The 20,257-nt window shown below is 61.4% G+C and carries 18 protein-coding genes and 1 tRNA gene; 12 read left to right on the top strand and 7 right to left on the bottom strand.

The features are described 5' to 3' along the window. Nucleotides 1-194: 194 nt before the first annotated feature. From R3O64_RS00215 to R3O64_RS00205, 3 genes are all read right to left on the bottom strand, one after another. On the bottom strand, nt 195-962 hold the full coding sequence (locus R3O64_RS00215; protein WP_070624366.1) for an ATP-binding protein: 768 nt from the start codon (nt 960-962) through the stop codon (nt 195-197). Between the two features lie 137 nt (nt 963-1,099). Then, complete coding sequence (gene istA, locus R3O64_RS00210; RefSeq protein ID WP_339016744.1) at nt 1,100-2,602, bottom strand: IS21 family transposase; 1,503 nt, start codon at nt 2,600-2,602, stop codon at nt 1,100-1,102. A gap of 395 nt (nt 2,603-2,997) precedes the next feature. Then, nucleotides 2,998-3,082: transfer RNA gene (locus R3O64_RS00205), tRNA-Leu, on the bottom strand. A 190-nt stretch (nt 3,083-3,272) separates the two neighbouring features. Between R3O64_RS00205 and R3O64_RS00200 the strand changes: the two genes are divergently transcribed. The 11 genes from R3O64_RS00200 (at nt 3,273) to R3O64_RS00150 (ending at nt 14,422) form a co-directional block, all read left to right on the top strand. Continuing rightward, entirely contained in the window at nt 3,273-4,097 is an 825-nt protein-coding gene (locus tag R3O64_RS00200; protein ID WP_144268824.1) for a DUF3662 and FHA domain-containing protein, read from the top strand. A gap of 45 nt (nt 4,098-4,142) precedes the next feature. Continuing rightward, complete coding sequence (locus R3O64_RS00195) at nt 4,143-4,595, top strand: FHA domain-containing protein FhaB/FipA (protein ID WP_144268823.1); 453 nt, start codon at nt 4,143-4,145, stop codon at nt 4,593-4,595. Beyond that, nucleotides 4,592-5,926, top strand: coding sequence for a PP2C family protein-serine/threonine phosphatase (locus R3O64_RS00190; protein ID WP_239249547.1), 1,335 nt, complete (start codon nt 4,592-4,594; stop codon nt 5,924-5,926). Before R3O64_RS00195 ends, R3O64_RS00190 begins: the two co-directional genes overlap by 4 nt. Next, nucleotides 5,927-7,279 (top strand): FtsW/RodA/SpoVE family cell cycle protein, encoded by a 1,353-nt coding sequence (locus R3O64_RS00185; RefSeq protein ID WP_339017085.1) that lies wholly within the window; start codon nt 5,927-5,929, stop codon nt 7,277-7,279. It begins immediately after the preceding gene. Then, nucleotides 7,276-8,706 carry a penicillin-binding protein 2 gene (locus tag R3O64_RS00180; RefSeq protein ID WP_339017084.1) on the top strand — a complete coding sequence of 477 codons (1,431 nt, stop codon included), beginning with the start codon at nt 7,276-7,278 and terminating at the stop codon, nt 8,704-8,706. The genes R3O64_RS00185 and R3O64_RS00180 overlap by 4 nt, the downstream gene beginning before the upstream one ends. Continuing rightward, entirely contained in the window at nt 8,706-10,118 is a 1,413-nt protein-coding gene (locus R3O64_RS00175; protein ID WP_143335956.1) for a serine/threonine-protein kinase, read from the top strand. The genes R3O64_RS00180 and R3O64_RS00175 overlap by 1 nt, the downstream gene beginning before the upstream one ends. Nucleotides 10,119-10,124: 6 nt before the next feature. Then, nucleotides 10,125-12,065: a Stk1 family PASTA domain-containing Ser/Thr kinase gene (pknB, locus tag R3O64_RS00170; protein ID WP_144268821.1), complete on the top strand. Its 1,941-nt coding sequence runs from the start codon at nt 10,125-10,127 to the stop codon at nt 12,063-12,065. Nucleotides 12,066-12,133: 68 nt separating this feature from the next. Then, nucleotides 12,134-12,409 (top strand): cell division protein CrgA, encoded by a 276-nt coding sequence (gene crgA / locus R3O64_RS00165; RefSeq protein WP_070523252.1) that lies wholly within the window; start codon nt 12,134-12,136, stop codon nt 12,407-12,409. Nucleotides 12,410-12,424: 15 nt separating this feature from the next. After that, nucleotides 12,425-13,501: a sensor histidine kinase gene (locus R3O64_RS00160; protein WP_339017083.1), complete on the top strand. Its 1,077-nt coding sequence runs from the start codon at nt 12,425-12,427 to the stop codon at nt 13,499-13,501. A 48-nt stretch (nt 13,502-13,549) separates the two neighbouring features. Next, nucleotides 13,550-13,759 carry a hypothetical protein gene (locus R3O64_RS00155; protein ID WP_101736644.1) on the top strand — a complete coding sequence of 70 codons (210 nt, stop codon included), beginning with the start codon at nt 13,550-13,552 and terminating at the stop codon, nt 13,757-13,759. A gap of 9 nt (nt 13,760-13,768) precedes the next feature. Beyond that, complete coding sequence (locus R3O64_RS00150) at nt 13,769-14,422, top strand: response regulator transcription factor (RefSeq protein ID WP_144268818.1); 654 nt, start codon at nt 13,769-13,771, stop codon at nt 14,420-14,422. A 473-nt stretch (nt 14,423-14,895) separates the two neighbouring features. On the opposite strand, the gene R3O64_RS00145 is transcribed toward R3O64_RS00150, so the two are convergent. Both R3O64_RS00145 and R3O64_RS00140 read right to left on the bottom strand, forming a co-directional pair. Beyond that, the gene (locus R3O64_RS00145; RefSeq protein ID WP_339017082.1) at nt 14,896-15,540 is read right to left on the bottom strand and encodes a rhomboid family intramembrane serine protease; all 645 of its coding nucleotides are present in this window, start codon (nt 15,538-15,540) and stop codon (nt 14,896-14,898) included. Between the two features lie 71 nt (nt 15,541-15,611). Next, nucleotides 15,612-16,142, bottom strand: coding sequence for a peptidylprolyl isomerase (locus tag R3O64_RS00140; protein ID WP_039672975.1), 531 nt, complete (start codon nt 16,140-16,142; stop codon nt 15,612-15,614). A gap of 69 nt (nt 16,143-16,211) precedes the next feature. Between R3O64_RS00140 and R3O64_RS00135 the strand changes: the two genes are divergently transcribed. After that, nucleotides 16,212-16,862: an HAD family hydrolase gene (locus R3O64_RS00135; RefSeq protein WP_339017081.1), complete on the top strand. Its 651-nt coding sequence runs from the start codon at nt 16,212-16,214 to the stop codon at nt 16,860-16,862. Between the two features lie 2 nt (nt 16,863-16,864). On the opposite strand, the gene metE is transcribed toward R3O64_RS00135, so the two are convergent. Further along, the gene (metE, locus tag R3O64_RS00130; protein WP_339017080.1) at nt 16,865-19,129 is read right to left on the bottom strand and encodes a 5-methyltetrahydropteroyltriglutamate--homocysteine S-methyltransferase; all 2,265 of its coding nucleotides are present in this window, start codon (nt 19,127-19,129) and stop codon (nt 16,865-16,867) included. Then, a complete protein-coding gene (locus tag R3O64_RS00125) occupies nt 19,126-20,049 on the bottom strand; it encodes a methylenetetrahydrofolate reductase (protein ID WP_339017079.1) in 924 nt (307 codons plus the stop codon). The genes metE and R3O64_RS00125 overlap by 4 nt, the downstream gene beginning before the upstream one ends. Between the last annotated feature and the right edge of the window lie 208 nt (nt 20,050-20,257).

The raw sequence follows: 20,257 nt of genomic DNA, 5'->3' as shown, positions 1-20,257 counted from the left end.
GCAGAGCCCAAAACGAACTACGAGATCGAGATCATGCATTAAAACTATTGTCCTCTCGACCTTGCCAACCAAAGCAAACATCAAGCCTCGGACTGACTGTGTTCAGAAGACTGAAATGGTAGCGGTGTGGTGAGTATCTGGTAGCGCCTGAGTGAGTATCCGGTAGCGGTGTCTTACTCAGGCGTTGTTGGTGGTTATGTGTTGGTGGTGAGGCGCATGTTTGGTCCTTCGAGTGTGATGATCTCGGCGCCGGAGACGAGTCGGTTGAGGATTGACTCGGAGATCACGGCGTCGGGGATGGACTTGTACCACTCCAGTGGGGTGAATTGTGAGGTCACTATCGTTGAGACTTTGCCTTCTCGCCCGGCGAGGATGTTGAGAAGTTGGTGCGCGGTCGCGGCATCCACAGGTGTGGTCAGGAAGTCATCGAGGACCAGGACGTCGACGTCGTGGAGGTGCTGGATGAACTTCAGCCGTGCGGGGTCATCGGGTTGGAGGACTGCCAGTTCGGCGGCGAGCATGTCGGTGCGGTAGAACCGTGCGGAGTAGTCGTTGCGGCATGCTGCTGTGATCAGGGCTTGGGCGAGGTAGGTTTTGCCGACTGAGGATTTGCCCAGGATGACAATGTTTTGGCCCAGGTGGCACCATTGTCCGTGAGCGAGTCTGCTGACTTGCTCGGGGTTGATGTTGCGGTCAGGCGTGCAGACCACGTTTTCAAGGCAAGCATCAAGGTTTGGCGATCGGGATGCTTTTAGCAGTTTGTTGATGCGTCGTTCACGCCTGGCCGCGACTTCTTTATCGAGTGCGTAGAGCACCTTTTGGGAAAACGTCCATGCGTCGAATGCGGGATCGTTGGCGATGTCGATGACGCTTCTGCCGAAGGCAGTCATCCGCAGCGCGGTGAAGTCGGGCAGGACGGACTCGTCAAGGAAGCGATCTGCTGGCGGGGTTGGTGATGACATGGGCTTTTAGTGTCCTTTCTTAGCGAGGTTGTCCATGCTGAACTGGTCTGCACCGCCGAGAAACGCGCCGGTGGTATCCCGGTCGGTGATTGCAGGGGCGGTGGGCTGGTTGACTGTGGTGCTGCGCGGGGCCTGGTCTAACCCGCGGGCCGGGTGGCGTGTTCTTTGCGTATGGCGGCCATCATGTTTTTGACCGCGGTATATGACACAGCCCGTCGGCTGCCGTCGTTGGCCATCAGGCGCTGGCATGCCTCTTCCAGGATTGGTTTGTTGCCGTGTTTGCCCATCGACAGCACGTTTCTACAGGACTGGTACGCCTGGGCCGGGATGGCTTTCGCCGCGATGAGTTCTTCGATGACCTTGCGTGTTGCCGGGCCGGTTTTGCTGGCTTCGCGATAAAAGTAATCGCTTGTCCACAGCCCACGGGTGGAGTCCATTCCAGATGGAATGTGCTCATAGTCAGTGACATAGGCCCCACGCTTATGCGAAACCTGGTGGGTTGCCACGGTTGTCCCCTGGTCAAAGACGGTCAAGACCTGGCCTGTGATGCGCACATCGACAGTGCGGCCAACAAGCTGGTGCGGAACGGAGTAGCGCACCGTTGCAACCGTGATATGGAAATCCGGGGCTACTTTCGCACGCTTCCACTCGGTATGTTGCCACGGGGTTGCCGGCAGGTCAGCAAGGAGATGCTGCTCGTGTGCTTCGAAGAGATCCCTGCGGCTTGACTGCTGACTGCGAAACGGCACGGAGGTGTTGATCGCATCGACTAAGCCCACAATCTTTCCGTTGAGCTCATCTAAGTCAACACACTGGTGGTCTTCAAGGGCGTGGATGATCTTGTGCGTGACGATCTTTACCGCAGCTTCCACATTTGCTTTATCCTTCGGCCGACGCGCGCGTGTGGGAAGTGCTGCTGTGTTGTAGTGCTCCAAGAACTGCTGGTAGGTGTCGTTGACCTTCCGATTCCTATCGGCAGTGCTGATTGCGTTTGATGCCGTCGACGCGTTATCGGGGACAACAACCTGGCAGACCCCACCGAAGTAGTCAAACGCTTGGCGGTGTGCATCAAGCCAGGACTGTTGCCGCTGGTCAACACACGCACAAGCAAACAGCATTCCTGAATACGGCAGCGAAGCGACGAAAATGCTGACTTTCGCACCCGGTGTGCCCGCAGGGTCGTACAGGCGCATCTTGTTCCCTGCCCAGTCCACCTGCATCGTATGCCCTGGTGCATGGGTGATCCGGGCGGTAAGCCCGGCCGCATCGACATGGGAGGCAACCAGCTGGCGGAACCGGTCGTAGCTGTAATGACGCTGGCCCGGCTGGGTGGGGGTGGTGGTGTAGCGAGCCCACAATACTTGCAGTGTCTGCTTCACACGCCCTGTGCGTGCTTTGACGACCGCGTCAAAGTCAATCGGGACGAACTCGCCTTGACCGCTGGTGCGTTTATCAACGAATATCTCGTCTAGCTCGTCATTCGTCAACGCCGCGACCTGCTGGGCAGTAGTCAGGCCAAGGCTTCGCAGCGCTTGGTTCGCTCGGGAAATCGCGCGGTGCGAGCACCCGAGCTGGTCTTCAATCTGGCGGTAAGAACGCTTCCTAATCAGCAGCGTCATCACCGCACGGTAATCCGTCATCAGCGGACTCCTTCCAGTACGCGCCGCACCCGAGTGGTGCGGCTACCGGAAGTATCACCCCGAGCGCCGCGAGCTGCTACCAGATACTCACTGAAGCGCTACCAGATAGTCACGACACTGCTACCAAATAGCCGGTCGCAACACTGACTGCCTTCACATCAAGCCGAAGACTCAGAACAAGGGTGCCAGATCAGAACTACGAGCAAAATGCTCTGTTGACACCATCGAAAACAAAATTCGAAAGACGTGTCGACCGGCGCGGGCGGGATTTAGGATGTAAATCCCCACACTTGCAATCCTCGACCGCCAAAGTTCAGAAAAAGAAAGAAACCGGAGGTCACGAACTCCTTCGAGTTTGTTACCTCCGGTGTCGCAGTTTGTTCAACTGCTCAGCGTGCCCGGGGCGGGACTTGAACCCGCACGTCCTATAAGGACACTGGCACCTGAAGCCAGCGCGTCTGCCAATTCCGCCACCCGGGCAGGGTATTGATGTCTTGGCGACTAGCTAACTCTAGCACGCAGCCCCAGCGAATCTACAAATCCGCTGGCAAACCTGAACTTTCCAGGGAACTTTGCCGCGCGCGTCTACGTTAAGTCAAGGAAAGCACCTTATACTGATCGCTGCTATATCTCTCCCTGAAAACATCCCGAAAGGAGGACGGCCCTTCCTATGGCATTGCTAGATAAGCTCGCCAAGCTGGATTCTTCCCTGCAACGCGGACTGGACAACGGCATGGCCTTTGTCTTCGGCGGCAAGGTCGTCCCCGCTGAGATTGAGGAGCTTCTCAAGCAGGAGGCGCAGGACAATTTGTCCCGCGGTGATGATGGCAAGCTGTATAGCCCCAACGTCATGACCGTCGGCGTATCCTCCAAAGATATCGAGAACCTCTCCCAAGACCGGGGTGTTCCCAAGGATCTAGCTGATCAGCTCACCCGCTTCATCCGTAACAGTGGCTGGTCCCTCGCTGGGCCGGTCATCGTACGCATCGCGGAGGAGTCGGGGCTGCGGACTGGGCAGTTGCGCGTGTCCTCCTTTTTGGATCACGAGCCCACCGAAGAAACCGGATTTGATGCGATTTTCCACCACGACCATGGTCAGGAGGACTCTATGACCCAGCCGCACAACGCCGATGAGGCCGCAACCACCACCTTTATGGCGCCCACCCCGAACGAGCCCGCACCGCAGGGGCCCGCGGTGACGCTTATGCTGCAGGACGGCTCCTCCCGCGTCTACCACGTGCAGGAGGGCTCCAACATCCTGGGCCGCAGCAATGACGCGGACCTGCGCCTGCCGGACACAGGTGTCTCCCGCCAGCACGCGGAGATCACCTGGAACGGCCAGGACGCCGTGCTGGTGGACTTGCAATCCACGAACGGCACCACCGTGAACGACACCCCGATTGAGAACTGGCTGCTTGCCGACGGCGACGTGATCACCCTCGGCCACTCCCACATCGAGGTGCGCATCACCGGCCTTGAGAACCAAGGCTACTAAGCCGCCTCAGCAACTTTTCCAGATTTTTTAGCGTAAGGACTTTCCATGGATTCGATCGTGCTGCTCTCGCTGCGCATCGGCCTGCTGGTGTTGCTGTGGCTGTTCATCTTGGCCGCACTCAACGCCATGCGTCGCGATGCCAATAAGGCCGCCGGCGTCTACCAGGCATCGTCCCCGGTGATGGGGGCCCAGAGGCGTCGCGAAGCGCCGCGTGAGATCACCATCGTGGACGGGCCGCTGCGCGGTTCCCACATGGAGCTAGGCACTCTTGAGGACTGTACGATGGGCCGCGCACAGGACTGTGACTTTGTCACTGGTGATGATTTCTCCTCCGGTCACCACGCCCGTTTGTTCCGCAGGGGCAGCGAGTGGTTCGTGGAGGACCTCGAATCCCGCAACGGCACCTTCGTTGGTGGCGTTCGCATTGACCAGCCAGAACGAGTCGGAGTCGGCTCCGATATCAAACTTGGCCGAACGACCGTGAGGTTGATGGCATGACTTTAAGCCTGACTTTTACTGCAGTGACGGACCGCGGACTGGTCCGCGAAAACAACGAGGACTCCGCCCACGCGGGCCCGCACCTGCTGATGTTGGCCGACGGCATGGGAGGCCACGCAGCCGGCGAGGTAGCGTCCACCACCATGGTGGAGCACATGGCCTCCCTCGAGCGCGATCCAGGCGATAATGACATGCTGGCGCTCCTTGGGGCCGCAGCAGAGGACGCCAATGCGGCGATCCGCGAGCACGTGGACGAGCACCCGGAGACCGAGGGCATGGGCACCACACTGACCGCCCTGCTCTTTAACGGATCTGAGTTCGGCGTATGCCACGTGGGCGATTCCCGCGGCTACCGGCTGCGCGAGGGCAAGCTGACCCAAATCACCAAGGATGACACTTATGTGCAGTCCCTCGTCGATGAGGGCAAGCTCGATCCGGCAGATGTCTCCTCCCACCCGCAGAAGTCACTGATCCTCAAGGCCTATACCGGCCGGCCCGTGGAGCCGACGCTCTTTACGCTCGATGCTGAACCGGGCGACCGCCTCCTGCTGTGTTCGGACGGCCTGTCGGATCCGGTGACGGCCTCTACCATCGAGCAGGCGCTGAAGCAGGGCACGGTCGAAGAGGCCGCCACCACCCTGCGGGATCTTGCGCTGCGCTCCGGCGGCCCGGACAACGTCACCATCGTGGTGGCAGAAGTCGTGGACGGTGAAGGCGATGACGTAGCCCCAATCACCGTCGGTGCCGTCCAAGGCGTCGTCCCGGAACCAACGCACCCCGATTCTTCTGCGAGCCGCGCCGCGAAGCTTATCTCGCCCCCAAAAGCGCAAGCCGCTGAGGAGAAGCCCCAGGACGAACCACAGCGGCGGCCACAGCGAAGCCGGATTGGGTGGAAGGTCATTGCGTGCCTTGCCATCATCATCGTGCTGGTCATCAGCGGCGGCCTCTGGATGAAAAGCTACCTGGGCAGCAACTACTACGTGACCGCCGATGAAGAAGGCGTCCTCACCATCCAAGAAGGCGCGGACTATGAGATCTTCGGCCGCCCGTTGCACCACACGTATCAGAATGCGTGCCTAAGCAAGGACAATGCGCTCAAGCTGGGGTACGGCGCCTGCGACGGTGATTTCGCACCGTTCGCGCTGAAGGATTTGCCCGAATCCGAACGCGCTGCCGTGGGCAATCTGCCCTCCGGCTCCTATGACGAGGTGCAAACGCAGCTTTCGCAGCTTTCGGACAAGGCGCTCAAGCCCTGCCCGAAGGCGTCGAAGGACGAGAAAAACAAAGATGCCAAGAGCGAATCCAAAGGAAACTGCCGGGAGGTGAAGTAGATGCGTAAGTTCTTTTCCCGCGGCACCGAGTTCGGCCTGCTCGTGCTCGCCACCGTGGTCTTCGCCATCACCCTGGTCAGCCTCGAGTTGTCGCAGGGCAACGTGCTGACCCTCGATGTCCTCTACCTCATCGGCGGTTTCATCGGCGTCTTCGCCGTCGCTCACTTGGTGCTCTGCTTCCTCGCGCCCTACGCGGATCAGCTCATGCTTCCCATCGTCGCGGTGCTCAACGGCACCGGGCTCATTCTGTTGAAGCGCCTCGACCTGGCGAATGGCGGCGGGCTGGCGGTGCGGCAGGTGATGTGGACCATCGTCGGCCTCATCCTCTTCGCGCTGGTGCTCATTCTCCTACGCGATCACCGCTCGCTGACCAGGTACTCCTATATCTTGGGTGCGCTCGGCCTGATCCTTCTCGCCTTGCCCCTCGTGTGGCCGCAACCGCCGGGCGTGGACGCTCGCATCTGGCTGTGGCTGGGGCCGTTTTCCATCCAGCCGGGCGAGTTCTCCAAGATCTTGCTGATCCTGTTCTTCGCCATGCTGCTTACCCAGAAGCGCTCGCTGTTCACGGTGGCCGGCTACAAGTTCCTCGGCATTTCTCTGCCACGCCTGCGCGATCTGGCCCCCATCCTGGTGATCTGGGGCATCGCGATTATCATCATGGGCATTTCCAATGACTTCGGTCCCGCCCTGCTGCTGTTTAGCACCGTGCTCGGCATGCTCTTTATGGCTACCAACCGCGTGAGCTGGTTGCTTATCGGCGTCATCCTCGTGGGTGTCGGCGGCTTCAGCATCTACCAGGTGTCGGACAAGATCCAGCAGCGCTTCTCCAACTTCTTGGATCCGCTGGGCAATTACGACACCACCGGTTACCAGCTTTCCCAAGCACTGTTCGGTATGTCCTCCGGCGGCATTACCGGATCCGGCTTGGGCCAGGGCCACCCGGACATGGTGCCGGTGGCACATTCGGACTTCATCCTGGCTGGTATCGGCGAGGAATTCGGTTTGGTGGGCCTGGCTGCGGTACTCATCCTCTTCGCCATGCTCGTCTCCCGCGGTTTCCGCACTGCGCTGACCTGCCGCGATACCTATGGCAAGTTGGTGGCCTCGGGCCTGGCGCTTACGCTCGCAGTCCAGGTCTTCGTCGTCACCGGCGGCATTTCCGCCCTGCTGCCCATGACGGGTCTGACCACGCCGTTCATGTCCGCCGGCGGCTCCTCGCTCATGGCCAACTACATGTTGCTGGCCGTGCTGCTGCGTATTTCCAACGCGGCTCGTCGCCCAGCGCGCGAGCTCACCTCGAACGCGCCGAGTGATACGTCCATGTTCCCCGCCATCCAGGAGGCCACCCGATGAATAGATCGATTCGCCTCGTCTCCCTCTTTGCCCTCATCCTTACCGCCGTGCTCCTGGTGAACCTCACCGTGGTGCAGGCGTTTTCGACGGATAAGTACGCCCACAACCCCAAGAACGTTCGCGGCTACCTAGAAATGCGCACTACCCCGCGCGGCCAGATTTTCGCCGGCGATACGGTCTTGGCGCAGTCCACCGCGGATGAGAACGGCAATTACTCGCGTTCCTACCCCACTGATTCCCCAGCCTTTGCCGATGTCACCGGTTACCTCTCGGAGCGCTTCGGCGCCTCCCAGCTGGAGGCCTCGCAGAATGACATCCTCAACGGCAAGGACGACTCGCTGTTGGCACACAACTGGCTCGATATGCTCTCCGGCAAGCCGCAGAAGGGTGCCAACGTGGAGGTCACCATCGACCCAGCGCTGCAGCAGGCAACCTACGACCAGCTGGCCGGCCCAGGCTACAAAGGCGCGGCCGTAGCCATCCAGCCCTCAACGGGCAAGATATTGGCCATGGCCTCCACGCCCAGCTTCAACGTCTCCGACCTCGTCGGGGACAACGCGGCCGAAACGTGGGATCAGCTGCAGAATCAAGAGGGCAATCCGCTCATCAACCATGCCACGCAAGACACCCTGCCCCCCGGGTCCATTTTTAAGATCATCACCACGGCCGCTGGCCTCAACAACGGCTTTAACCCGGACTCTACGCTGACCGGCGCGGCGTCCATCACGCTGCCGGATACGGTCACGGAGCTGACCAACGACGGCAACCGAGCCTGCGGCGGCGCGGAGAGCGTCACCCTACATACGGCCTTCGCGCTGTCCTGCAACACGGCTTTTGCGCAGATGTCGGAGAGCATCGGCGCCGATGAGCTGCGTAAATATGCGGAGGGCTTCGGCGTGGGTGAGAAGTACTCGCTCGGTGTGGAGACTTCCGCTGGTGCGCTGGGCGATCTTGGCGACGGCGCCCAAGTCGCCCAATCCACGATCGGCCAGCGCGACGTGACCATGTCCGCCCTGCAGGCGGCCATCATGGCCGGGACCATCGCTAACCAGGGCAAGCGCATGGAGCCCTACCTCATTAACCGCATCACCGATGCCCAGATGAATGAGCTTCGCACGACTCAACCACGTCAGGCAGCCGAAGCTGTCAGTGAAGAGACGGCCAACACCATCAAGGACCTCATGTTTGCCTCCGAGCACAGCACCTATGGCTATGACGGGAACGGTTTCGCCTCGAAAACCGGTACCGCCGAGCACGGCGAGGGCCTTGCCCCGCACGCGTGGTACGTGGCTTTCGATCCGGACAAGGACATCGCGGTAGGCGTCGTGGTCAAGGACGGCGGGCACCTAGGCCAGAATGCCTACGGCGGCCAAGTCTCCGCGCCCATCGGCCGCGCCATCCTGCGCGCATACGGAGGTGAGCAGTAGTGAACAGCGCTGATAATAAGGAACACCTACAAGCACTCATCGGCGAGGACTACCAGCTGCAGTGGATAGTCGGCCACGGCGGCATGTCCACGGTGTGGCTGGCGGACGACGTCCGCAATGACCGCGAGGTCGCCCTCAAGGTCCTGCGCCCAGAGTTCTCCGATAACAACGAGTTCCTCTCGCGCTTCCGCAACGAGGCCAAGGCCGCAGAATCCATCGATTCCGAAAACGTCGTAGCTACGTACGACTACCGGGAGCTCGAGGATAACGGCCGCATCTTCTGCTACATGGCCTTGGAGTACATTCGCGGAGAATCCCTGGCGGATCTCTTAGCCCGCGAAGGCGCACTGCCGGAAACGCTGGCCCTCGACGTCATGGAGCAGGCCTCCCACGGCCTCTCCGTGATCCACCACATGGGCCTCGTGCACCGCGATATCAAGCCCGGCAACCTCATGATTACCCAAAATGGGCAAGTCAAGATCACCGATTTTGGTATCGCCAAGGCCGCCGCCGCGGTGCCGCTGACCCGCACGGGAATGGTCGTCGGCACCGCCCAATACGTCTCCCCCGAGCAAGCCCAGGGATATGAGGTTGGCCCGTCCTCCGACGTCTATTCACTCGGCGTCGTGGGCTATGAAATGCTGGCTGGTAGGCGCCCCTTCAGCGGCGATTCCTCAGTATCGGTGGCGCTGGCGCACATCAGTCAGGCGCCGGAGCCCTTGTCGACGTCGATTAGCGCGCCCACCCGTGAACTGATCGGCATGGCCCTGCGCAAGGACCCGGGCACCCGCTTCGCCGACGGCAACGAGTTCACCAACGCGATTGCTGCTGTACGCCAAGGCCAGCGCCCGCCTCAGCCGAAGTCCGCGGCGCTCGCGCCTATCGCCGCCGAACCCTCGCCTTCCGCCTCCACGGAGATGCTGGCCAACATGGCGCACCCCACCACGGTGCGTCCGGCCGTTTCCACACCGCAGTCTGAAGAGCGCCCCGCCAAGCAGGGGGGCTTCGGCACCGGGCTGCTCATCGCCGTGGCCATCGCCGCCCTCGTGGCTATTGGCTTCATGGCCTATAGGCTGTGGGGCAACACCTCTCCAACTCCGCCGCCTCCGCCCACCGAGGTCATCGTGACCGAAACGGTAGAGCCAGAGACGACGGTGGAAGAGGAACCGGAAAGCCCCGAGACCGTCGAGATCACCACCGTGGAAGAGGAACCTACTCAAGTCACCGTCACAACGACGCACTCTGTCATCCCCTCCCCTTCCGTGACCACACACCACACGACCCATGAGGAACTGCCCACCCTCCCCGTGGAGGAGACGCAGCCACAGGTCAATGACAACCCAACGCTCGAGCCCGAACTAGACTCACAGAACAACCCCACCGAAGAATCCGCACTACAGGGAGGCCAGTAACCCACCATGGTCAGTGATCGGTACCACCTCCGCCAGTCCATCGGCACCGGCGGTATGTCCGAGGTCTACGAGGCCGAGGACACCGTCTTGGGGCGCACCGTTGCCATCAAGATGCTGCGCCCCGACATGGCGCGCGATGTTAATTTCCGTGAGCGCTTCCGCCGCGAGGCCCAGAACTCCGGCAAGCTCAACCACCCGAACATCGTCGCTGTCTTCGACACGGGTGAAAAAGACATCGACGGTCTGATGGTGCCCTACATCGTCATGGAATACGTGCAGGGGCGCACCCTGCGCGACATTGTCCGTGAGGATGGCCCCATGCCGGTGGAAGAAGCCGCACGCGTGCTGAAACCGGTAGCGGATGCCCTTCAGTCTTCCCACGAGGCAGGCATCATCCACCGCGACATCAAGCCGGCCAACATCATGCTCACCAACACCGGCCAGGTGAAGGTCATGGACTTCGGCATCGCCCGCGCGCTGGATGATTCCACGTCCGCGATGACGCAGACCTCCGCCGTCATCGGCACCGCGCAGTATCTTTCCCCGGAACAGGCGCGGGGCAAGCCTGCCGACGCCCGCTCTGACGTCTACGCCCTGGGCTGCGTCATGTATGAAACGGTCACCGGGCGCACGCCCTTTGAAGGTGAGACACCGTTTGCGGTGGCCTATCAGCACGTGCAAGAGGAACCAACACCGCCGTCGGATTTCATCACTGCGGACCTCACGGAACGGCAGCGACTCGGCGTTGATGCCGTCGTGCTCACGGCGATGGCCAAGCACCCAGCGGACCGCTACCAGTCCGCGTGGGAGATGGGCGATGACCTCGAACGCTTATCCCAGGGCCAGCTGCCCGAAGCGGCGCGCTCTCACGTCAACGATGAGGATCACCCCACCACGATGGTGGCACCCGTGGCCGCACAACACCGTGCGCCGGTGGCCTCCACCCGCCCTTCGGAGGATGAGGAGTCCGGATCTGGCTTGAAGTGGCTGGCGGCCTTGCTCGCCGCTTCCCTCGTCGCCATCATTGGCTACTTTGCCTGGGATTTCTGGGATAGCTCCCGCCAAGAGGCCCGCGAGCGCGAACAGGCGCAGCACGAGGCGGCCAAGCGCTCTGACATGGTCACGATCCCGAAGGTGGCCAACCGCCCACGCAATGAAGTGGTGGCGGAGCTGGAGAAGCTTGGCTTGTTGGTGACCGTCAACGAAGAGCCCAGCCCCGACGTGCCGCGTGGCAAGGTGATCCGCGTCAACCCGGCGGAAGGCTCGGAGCTGCAGAAGAATTCTTCGGTCACGCTGACAGTATCCTCTGGCAAAGAGGTCACCGAGGTCCCTGATCTCACCGGCATGAAACTGGATGAAGCCACCACCGCGCTGGAGGAAGCCGGCTTGGAGCTGAATACCGACGTGGAGCAGGTGAATGATGAGGCCCCCGCTGGCGAGATCATTTCCCAGAACCCGGCGGGCGGCACGCAGCTATCCAAGGGCTCGAAGGTACATATCACGGTGTCTAAGGGCCAGAAGGAAGTCAGCGTGCCGGACGTCAGCGGCATGGATCGTGACCGCGCGGTTGAGATGCTGTCCTCCATGGACTTCGACGTCTCCGTGAGTTCGGTGGATTCTGAGCTTCCGGAAAACCAGGTGCTCAAGGTCGTCGAACAAGGCCAGAAGCTTCCCAAGGGCAGCCAGGTCACACTGGAGGTCTCCAACGCGATGCTCATCCAGGCACCGGACATTACGCACTCCACGCAGCAGGAAGCCGAATCAGCGCTGCGTGCCAAGGGCTGGTCCGGCTCCTTGGAGGTGGGCGAGCGCATCCCGACGTCGAACCCGATCGACAGCAACAAGATTGGGTGGGCGTCGGCAAGCCGCGGCGATGTCATCCGCAAGGATCAGACCATCCAGGTCCGTTTCTGGGAGTTTGACCCGGCAGCGTTGCTGCCGCAGTAGCTCTCAGTACCGCAGCTGCTAAGGTATCCCACAGATTAACCACCCCTATTCTTCGTGAAGGTGTAATAATGCCAAAGTCCAAGATCACGACGGAGGGCTCCGCACTCCCGCAGTCCTCCAGCTCTGCTACTAACCGCACCCCGGTCAAGATCAACTCTGAGGGCACCCCGAAGTGGTACATCGCCATCATGCTGGGCCTCATGCTCATCGGCCTGCTCTGGCTCGTGGTGAACTACCTGGCTGGCGAGTCCATTCCGTTCATGCAGGAACTGGGGCCGTGGAATTACGGCATCGGCTTCGGCCTGGCCATCATCGGTCTCCTGATGACGATGGGCTGGCGTTAACTTTCAGCACCGCCGATGAACTCCTCGAAGTTCTATAGCATCGCCGGCGTTGGCTGCATCATTTTGGTGATGCTCACCGTCACGGTGGATAAAAACTTCCTCACCCCCGGCGCACTCGTCCTCGCCGGCCTCGGCGTCACCCTAACACCGCTGGCCGTCCGCTACCCACGCGTGGCGGCCTGCGGGTACGGTGCGCTTTTTGCACTGGCGATGTGGTTTTCCGATTGGCGGTCTTTCCTGCTCTTGGCGTGGAGCCCCGTCATCGTGGGCATCGTGGCGTTTCGCACGCGCTGGCTGTGGGCCGTTCCCCCAGCGGTGGCGTACACCTACATCGTCACGACGGATCCTTCGATTAATTATCTGCCTGTTTTCGACCCGTTAAGCCTGTCGATACCGCTTGTCTTGTATGCGGTGGCCATCGTCATTGGGGCCGTACTGCGCAGAACCTGGGACCAGCGTCTTGCCGCTGAGCAACGCGCCGCTGAGGAACGCGAGGCGCTTATGACAGCCCTCCATGATTCGGTCGCCGCGACCTTAACCTCCGTGGTCATGCGTTCTGAGACCCTAGCGCTGACCCAAACGGATCCCTCAGCGGCCGACTCCGCAGAGGCAATTGCTGACGACGCCCGCCGCGCCATGGGCGAGGTGCGCGATCTATTGCGCGTGATGAAGAACGAAAGCGTGACGAAGGGGGTCAAGTCCTTGGAGGAAGACCTCGACACTATGGTCAGCTTCCTGAGCAGTCATGGTTTTCAGTGTGAGCCGCAGATAACAGTGGACAAGAATGGCCAGCTTGCACTGCCGGAAAAGCTCTCCCTCGTGTTCTCCGAACTCGCCGTGAACATCCTCAAGTACGCCCGCCCTGAATCCCGTGTAAGCATCGAGGCAACGAGCACCTCCAAGACCATCGACGTGGTGATCACTTCCGTGATTGCGGCTCAGCAATCACGCCAATACATGACAACGAATCTGGGCTTGGGTGAAATCGCACGCCGCGTTCGCCGAATGCACGGCAGCTTCGGCAGCGGCAAAGAAGGCGAGCACTGGGTCACACGCCTTTCCCTTCCCACCGCCAGCCTCAGAAAAATATAGTAAGCTTTCCCGGTAGTCCGCCGTTTCTTAAATTTAAAAAGGTTTGACATGCGTACTTCCCTCGCCGTTGCCGCCGCAGCTCTCGCGCTGTTTTCCGCACCAATCGCCAGCGCCGCTGAGGCTCCTGCTGAAACCACCGTTGACACCGCTACTGAGAACACTGAGTCCACCGGATTCACCTTCTACAAGTCTTTCGCGGGCGAATTCGCTGACCACTTCCGTTGCTCCAACAGCCCCCAGCTCTGGTGGTGCGGCTAAACTGTTGCCATGAGCATTCGGGTTTTCCTCGTTGATGATGATGAGCTCGTTCGCTCGACGCTCCGCGTCTACTTCCAGACCACCGAGGACATCACGGTGGTCGGTGAGGCAACTAACGGCGCCGATTGCTTAGCCCAGCTTGACGAAGCCAAGCCGGACCTCGTCCTCGCCGATATTCACATGCCGCACATGGACGGCATTACGCTGCTCAAGCACCTTAACTCCGCTCCGAATCCCCCGACGTTTTTGGCCGTCACCGCCTTCGACTCGGATGACACGATGCTGAAGATCCTGCGGGCGGGCGGCGCGGGCTATATCTTGAAGAACCAGCGCCCGCGCTCCATCATCGAGGCTGTCCGCGCCGCCGTGGAGGGCGGCACCGTCGTGGCACCCGCCGCCATGCACCGTTTGGTGGACTACATTGGGGAACCCGCCACCCCACGCGATCCCGTCGCCGCCGCTATTGAAAGCCACGAGCTTCACGACGCCGAAATAGCCGTCCTCAAACTCCTCCTCGCCGGCAACTCCAATTCTGAGATTGCTGCCGCCACCCACTATTCCGAGTCCGCCGTGAAGAAGCATGTCTCACGCCTCATCACCATCTTCGGCGCCAGCACGCGCCTGAACCTGGTGGCCAAGATTCTGGGCGGCGCTGGCTCTTAAGCCCGACTTCACTCTGGCGACAGAACCCTTTTTCGTAATGCGATTCCGGCTATGAAGCATCCTGCAAAAGGCATCTGTCAAAAGGCATCTTTGGGTCTAAAAACACCATCTGCAATGACTAAAAGGCGTTTTCAGCCGTGAAAACGCCTTATGACTGATGCCTTTTGCTAGACGTCTTTTGCCAAACTCCACACAACCTGAGCACTGTTAACACCTTGGGTACAAAGTTATCCACAGGGTGGGGATAACTCTGTGGAGAACGAATTCCACAGCCTTTCTCCACACCCTGTGGATAAGTGTTTTCACGCTTCCCACAGCCCGCACAAAAACTTCGAACACAACCTAATACGCTGCTGATCTGCGGTTATCTTGGCGCACACGTTCGGTAAATTACAAAAATGTAGTTATCCACAGTGTGGATAACTTATGTGGAATTCTTTCGCACAGAGGTTTTGGTGGATAACACGCCCAAGTTATCCCCAAAGCCCAGCTCGCAGCGCCGCTGCAACAGCAGCTATCACCCCGATAAGCCATATCCCCAGCCAACGCAGCCACGCACGTTGGCGAAAGAGGAATGGCGCCAACAGCAGTCCTGTGAGCAAACCGCCCAAGTGACCCCACACGGAGACGTTCTCCGCCACGAAGCTGTAGACAACGTTGGCCACCACGAGGACGATGGGTGCGCGCAGATCCAGACCGCGGCTGCGGTACACACCAATGAGTAGACCCATGAGCGCAAAGAGAGCGCCGGAGGCGCCCACCGTGGGTGTGCCGAAATCCATCCACAGCACTGCGGCGGAAGAGCCAACAATGGAGATGAGATAGGCCGCCGCGTACAGCGCGCTGCCCAGGGCGCGTTCTACTTCCCTACCCACAAAGAACAGCATCACCATGTTGACCAAGAGGTGCCCGGCGTCGAGGTGCATAAACCCAGCCGTAAGCACCATGAAAGGGTGAGCGGCCACATCCGGTCCCCACAACGTCCAATCCTGGGCCAAGGAACTTTTGTAATACGGGGTGACCAAGGTCTTGGCCTGGATGGCCGTGACCAACCATGCCCCAATGCACAGCACCATGAGCACCATGGTGACTGGCGCTGATTTCAGATAGTTCTTCACACGGACTCCTAAAACAACGAGCCCGCCACCACATCACGTGGCAGCGGGCTCAGATGAAAAGCTAAGAACGCTTAGGCGATCTCGATGGACTCGATGACAACGTCCTCAGCCGGACGGTCCATGCGGTCGGTGGAGACCTTCGCAATCTTGGACACGACTTCCTGGGAAGCCGCATCGGTGACCTCACCGAAAATGGTGTGGTGGTTGTTCAGGTGCGGGGTCGGCGCCACGGTGATGAAGAACTGGGAGCCGTTGGTGCCCGGGCCGGCATTCGCCATGGCCAGCAGGAACGGGCGGTCAAACTGCAGCTCCGGGTGGAACTCATCCTGGAACTGGTAGCCGGGGCCGCCACGGCCGGTGCCGGTGGGGTCGCCGCCCTGGATCATGAACTGGTCGATGACGCGGTGGAAAATTGCGCCATCGTAGAACGGGCCGGACTGCTCGCCCTTGGCGTTCTGGGTGGTGTAGTCCTTCTCGCCCTTAGCCAGGCCGATGAAGTTCTCAACGGTTACCGGTGCGTGGTTACCGAACAGGTCGATAACAATGTCACCGTAGTTGGTGTGCATCGTTGCAGTTGCGGTCTTCTGAGTCATGCCAGCCATTGTATGGAAATTTCCACCATTTCGTTGTTCCGCCGCGACGCTGTCAGCGATCTGCGTAGGGTTGCAAGCATGATTCGCGCCGTTCTCTTCGATCTCGATGACACCCTCATGGACCACACCGCCGCGATGCATGCGGCCGTTGAGGAGTGGCTGCCGGGCGGGCACCATGAGCGCTTCGCGGAGATTGAGCGCAAGTGGTTCGCCGCCTACGAGCGCGGCGAGGTCACCCACCAGGGCCAGCGTGTGGAGCGCTGCCGCGAGTTCCTGGGCCGCCCAGAGATGACGGAGCAGGAGGCGCTGGCGGAATATGCCAAGTATTTGGCCGCGTATGAAAAGCATTGGCAGGCGCTTGGCGACGCCCTCCCCGCCCTCCAGCACGTCCTGTCCCGCGGCCTCAAAGTGGGCATTTTGACGAACGGAGCTCGCGAGATGCAAGAGGGCAAGCTAAAGGCGGGCGGGCTCGACCTGCCAGGCGTTGAGCTCTTTCCCACCGTGGAAATGGCTAAGCCAAAACCGCACCGAGAGGCCTACCTCGAGGCTTGTCGGCGCCTAGAGGTAGAGCCTGGCTCCACGCTCATGATTGGTGATTCGGTGGCTAATGACGTCGAGGGTGCACGTGCAGCGGGGCTCAAGGCACTGCACTTCGATAGGGCCGGAAACGGAGACATCGCCGCGCTCAGTGAGCTGACGGCGATGAACGGTTTAAATCTTTGGATTTAAACCTAGAGGCTAGAGCGGACCTCGTCACGGGCGAGGACCAGGTTGCGCAGGGAGGCCTCGGTCTCCTCGTAGCCGCGGGTCTTCAGGCCGCAGTCCGGGTTGACCCAGAGGCGCTCGACCGGAACGTTCTTGAGTGCCGCGCGGATGAGCTCGGCCATCTCCGCCACGGACGGGATGCGCGGGGAGTGGATGTCGTAGATGCCCGGGCCGATCTCGGAGTGGAACTTCTCATCGATGTCCTCGAGCAGCTCCATGCGGGAGCGGGCGGCCTCGATGGAGGTGACGTCGGCGTCGAGGCCGGCGACGGCGTCGATGATCTGGCCAAACTCCGAGTAGCAGAGGTGCGTGTGGATCTGGGTTTCAGGCTTCGCCTGCAACGAAACCACTCGGAAGGAGCGCACCGCCCAGTCGAGGTAAGCCTTGCGGTCCTTCTCGCGCAGCGGCAACAACTCACGCAGGGCGGGCTCATCGATCTGGATGATGTCGATGCCGGCCTCTTCGAGGTCGCGGACTTCGTCGGCCAGCGCCACGCCAAGCTGGTCGGCGGAGACGGACTGGTGGACGTCATCGCGCACGAAGGACCAGGCCAGGATGGTCACCGGGCCGGTGAGCATGCCCTTGACGTGCTTCTCGGACAGGGACTGCGCGAACTTCGCCCACTCGGTGGTCATGGCCTTCGGGCGGGAGATATCACCAACCACGATTGGCGGACGGGTGCAGCGGGAGCCGTAGGACTGAACCCAACCGTTCTCGGTGACGACGAAGCCGTCGAGAAGCTCGGCAAAGTACTGCACCATGTCGTTGCGCTCCGGCTCGCCGTGGACCAGAACGTCGAGGCCTAAGCGCTCCTGGAGCTCGATGACGGACTTCACCTCGTTGCGCAGGGCCTCGGTGTAGTCGGCGTCGGAGAGCTCGCCCTTGCGGTGCGCGGCGCGGGCGGCGCGGATCTCAGAGGTCTGCGGGAAGGAGCCGATGGTGGTGGTCGGCAGCTGCGGCAGGCCGAGGGCCTCCTGTGCCTTGTTGCGCTCAGCGAACTCCGGCTGGCGCTGGACCTGGCCCTCCGGCAGCTGCGCGGTGCGCTCCTGCACGGCCTGATTGTGGATACGTGAGGACTCGGCGCGGGTGCGCACGGCGCGGTCGGCCTGCGCGTATGCCTCCGGGGCGTCGAGCGGGCCGGCGGCGAGTGCCACTACCTCGCGGACCTTCTCGTCGGCGAAGGCGAACCAGGTGGCAACGTCGACCGGCAGGGAGGTCTCCGCCTCGACGGTGTGCGGGACGTGCTGCAGGGAGACGGAGGTGGTTACGGTGACGCCTTCGCCCAGGGTCTCGAGCTTTTCGCGCAGGTCGCGCAGGTTGGCGGCCCAGACGTTGCGGCCGTCGACAAGGCCGGCGGCGAGGTGGGTGGCTTCGGCAAGCTTAGCGACGCGCTCGAGGTAGAAGTTGTCCAGCGCCAAGGTGCCCACTGAGAGATCCACCTGGACCGCTTCCGGCTTGAGCTCAGCGATGACGTCAAGGCCAGCATTGAGGGAACCATAGGGCGTGGTCAGGTAGACCTGCGGGCGCTTCTCCGCGCTAAGGATGCGGCCATAAGCGCTCTTGAGCGCGGCGGCGAGGGTGGCGTCGTCAGCCGCGGCGAGGTCAGCGACCAGGGCCGGCTCAACGAGCTGGAGCCACTCCACGTTGGCGTCGGCAAGCTGCTCCAGCACGGTGAGGTAGGAGTCCACGAGCTCATCGAGGCGGTCGAGCGGCTGTTTGGTAGCGCCCTCGGCCTGCTTGGACAGGGCCAGCAGGGTCACGGGGCCAACGAGGACCGGGCGCACGGTGTGGCCGGCGGCGCGAGCCTCCTCGACGATCTTCAACACGCGCTGGGGGCGGGCACTAAAGGTCTGGTCATCGCTGATTTCAGGAACAATGTAGTGGTAGTTGGTGTCGAACCACTTGGTCATCTCCAGCGGCGCGGTGTCCTTGTTACCGCGGGCCAGGGTGAACTCATCATCGAGGCTCTCGCCCTGAGCAGCGCCCACGGTCAGCGCTGTCTCGAGGACATGGTCGTAGTAGGCAACGTCCGCGGGGATGGCGTAATCCTCAGTGAGCCCCAGCTCCTTGAGGCGGGCGTAGGTATCGAGGCGCAGGGAGTGCGCGGCGGATTCAAAGGTCTCGGCGTCGATCTTGCCGGACCAGTAGGACTCCAGCGCGCGCTTGAGTTCGCGGTGGGCGCCGACGCGCGGGTAGCCCTCAATAGTGGCCTTGGGGAATGGTGCGGTCATGGGGTGACTCCAATTCGATTAAGCAGGTCAGTCGTAATGTCTGGATTGTTGTGCGTGTAGATGTGCAGCCCGTCGGCGCCGGCGTTCATCACCGATTTCGCCAGGGAGGCCGTAATCTGCATGCCGATTTCTTTCTCTTCCTCGGGGGAGGTCGCTGCCGCGAGCTGGTCGAGGACCTTGGTCGGCCCGTCCAGCCCGGACAGCTGGCACATTCGCTCCACCCGAGCGCGGCTCGTCATCGGCATGATCCCGGGGATCAGCGGAATGCGCACGCCCGCCAGCCGGGCGCGCTGGGCGAAGCGGACGTAATCCTCCGCGTCGAAGAAGAGCTGGGTGATGGCGAAGTCGGCGCCGAGGCGTTGCTTGGCCAGGAGAACGTCGATGTCCTCGTCCGGCGTGGCGGACTCGGCGTGGCCGTTGGGGTAGCAAGCCACGCCCACGGCCAAGCGTCCAGCGGCCAAGCGCGCCACGCGGGCGGATTCCCAGCGGCGAATGAGCCGGACCAGGGAATCGGCATGCGGCAGGTGGCCTTCGGGCATACCGCCCTCCGGCAGGTCGCCGCGGAGCGCGAGGAGACCGCGCACGCCGGCGTCGACAAGCGTGTCGATCCAGTCAACGAGCTCTTCCTCTGTGCCGGCGGTGCAGGCCAGGTGAGCCAGGGGGCGCATCGCGGTATCGCGCGAAATTTTCTCAATGAAGGCCGCGGTTCCCTCCAGCCACCCGGAGCGCTGCGAGCTGGTGACGGCGATGTAATCGGGGTTATATGCGGCAAGCGTGTCGAGCAAGCGGTCAATTTTTGCAGCGTCCGCATCGTGGCGCGGCGGGATCACCTCGAAGGAGAGCGCGGTGCGCTGGGGGCGCTTAGGCGTATCTTCGCTGATTTGGTCTAGTGGTGCGGATGCGGAGAGTCGCGGGGACATGCTCACCTCCTCTGCAGGTCATCGTGGTCGGTCATCTGTGCTGTTGGTGGAAAACGTACCAAGCTGTCCATTTCGAGCGAAAGCATTTAGACAATGGTCATACCTTTCCAACCCAGCCAGCTGCACCGTTGCCCAAACCTGTGCTGAATAAAAAGGCCACTGTTCCGTACAAAGCTGTCTATCTACGTCATACCGCTCGCTACCTGTG

Source organism: Corynebacterium hesseae (genome assembly GCF_037850265.1).
Taxonomy (GTDB): Bacteria; Actinomycetota; Actinomycetes; order Mycobacteriales; family Mycobacteriaceae; genus Corynebacterium; species Corynebacterium hesseae.
Note: the sequence above shows the minus strand (reverse complement) of the source record. Positions and strands in the feature narration are given on the sequence as shown.

Excerpts from the sequence above, each read along its gene's own strand:
- R3O64_RS00185 (WP_339017085.1), top strand. The coding sequence starts at position 5,927 with ATGCGTAAGTTCTTTTCCCGCGGCACCGAGTTCGGCCTGCTCGTGCTC.
- R3O64_RS00180 (WP_339017084.1), top strand. The coding sequence starts at position 7,276 with ATGAATAGATCGATTCGCCTCGTCTCCCTCTTTGCCCTCATCCTTACC.
- R3O64_RS00155 (WP_101736644.1), top strand. The coding sequence starts at position 13,550 with ATGCGTACTTCCCTCGCCGTTGCCGCCGCAGCTCTCGCGCTGTTTTCC.
- R3O64_RS00195 (WP_144268823.1), top strand. The coding sequence starts at position 4,143 with ATGGATTCGATCGTGCTGCTCTCGCTGCGCATCGGCCTGCTGGTGTTG.
- R3O64_RS00215 (WP_070624366.1), bottom strand. The coding sequence starts at position 962 with ATGTCATCACCAACCCCGCCAGCAGATCGCTTCCTTGACGAGTCCGTC.
- R3O64_RS00160 (WP_339017083.1), top strand. The coding sequence starts at position 12,425 with ATGAACTCCTCGAAGTTCTATAGCATCGCCGGCGTTGGCTGCATCATT.
- R3O64_RS00150 (WP_144268818.1), top strand. The coding sequence starts at position 13,769 with ATGAGCATTCGGGTTTTCCTCGTTGATGATGATGAGCTCGTTCGCTCG.
- R3O64_RS00200 (WP_144268824.1), top strand. The coding sequence starts at position 3,273 with ATGGCATTGCTAGATAAGCTCGCCAAGCTGGATTCTTCCCTGCAACGC.
- metE (WP_339017080.1), bottom strand. The coding sequence starts at position 19,129 with ATGACCGCACCATTCCCCAAGGCCACTATTGAGGGCTACCCGCGCGTC.
- R3O64_RS00140 (WP_039672975.1), bottom strand. The coding sequence starts at position 16,142 with ATGGCTGGCATGACTCAGAAGACCGCAACTGCAACGATGCACACCAAC.
- istA (WP_339016744.1), bottom strand. The coding sequence starts at position 2,602 with ATGACGGATTACCGTGCGGTGATGACGCTGCTGATTAGGAAGCGTTCT.
- R3O64_RS00125 (WP_339017079.1), bottom strand. The coding sequence starts at position 20,049 with ATGTCCCCGCGACTCTCCGCATCCGCACCACTAGACCAAATCAGCGAA.
- R3O64_RS00190 (WP_239249547.1), top strand. The coding sequence starts at position 4,592 with ATGACTTTAAGCCTGACTTTTACTGCAGTGACGGACCGCGGACTGGTC.
- pknB (WP_144268821.1), top strand. The coding sequence starts at position 10,125 with ATGGTCAGTGATCGGTACCACCTCCGCCAGTCCATCGGCACCGGCGGT.
- crgA (WP_070523252.1), top strand. The coding sequence starts at position 12,134 with ATGCCAAAGTCCAAGATCACGACGGAGGGCTCCGCACTCCCGCAGTCC.
- R3O64_RS00135 (WP_339017081.1), top strand. The coding sequence starts at position 16,212 with ATGATTCGCGCCGTTCTCTTCGATCTCGATGACACCCTCATGGACCAC.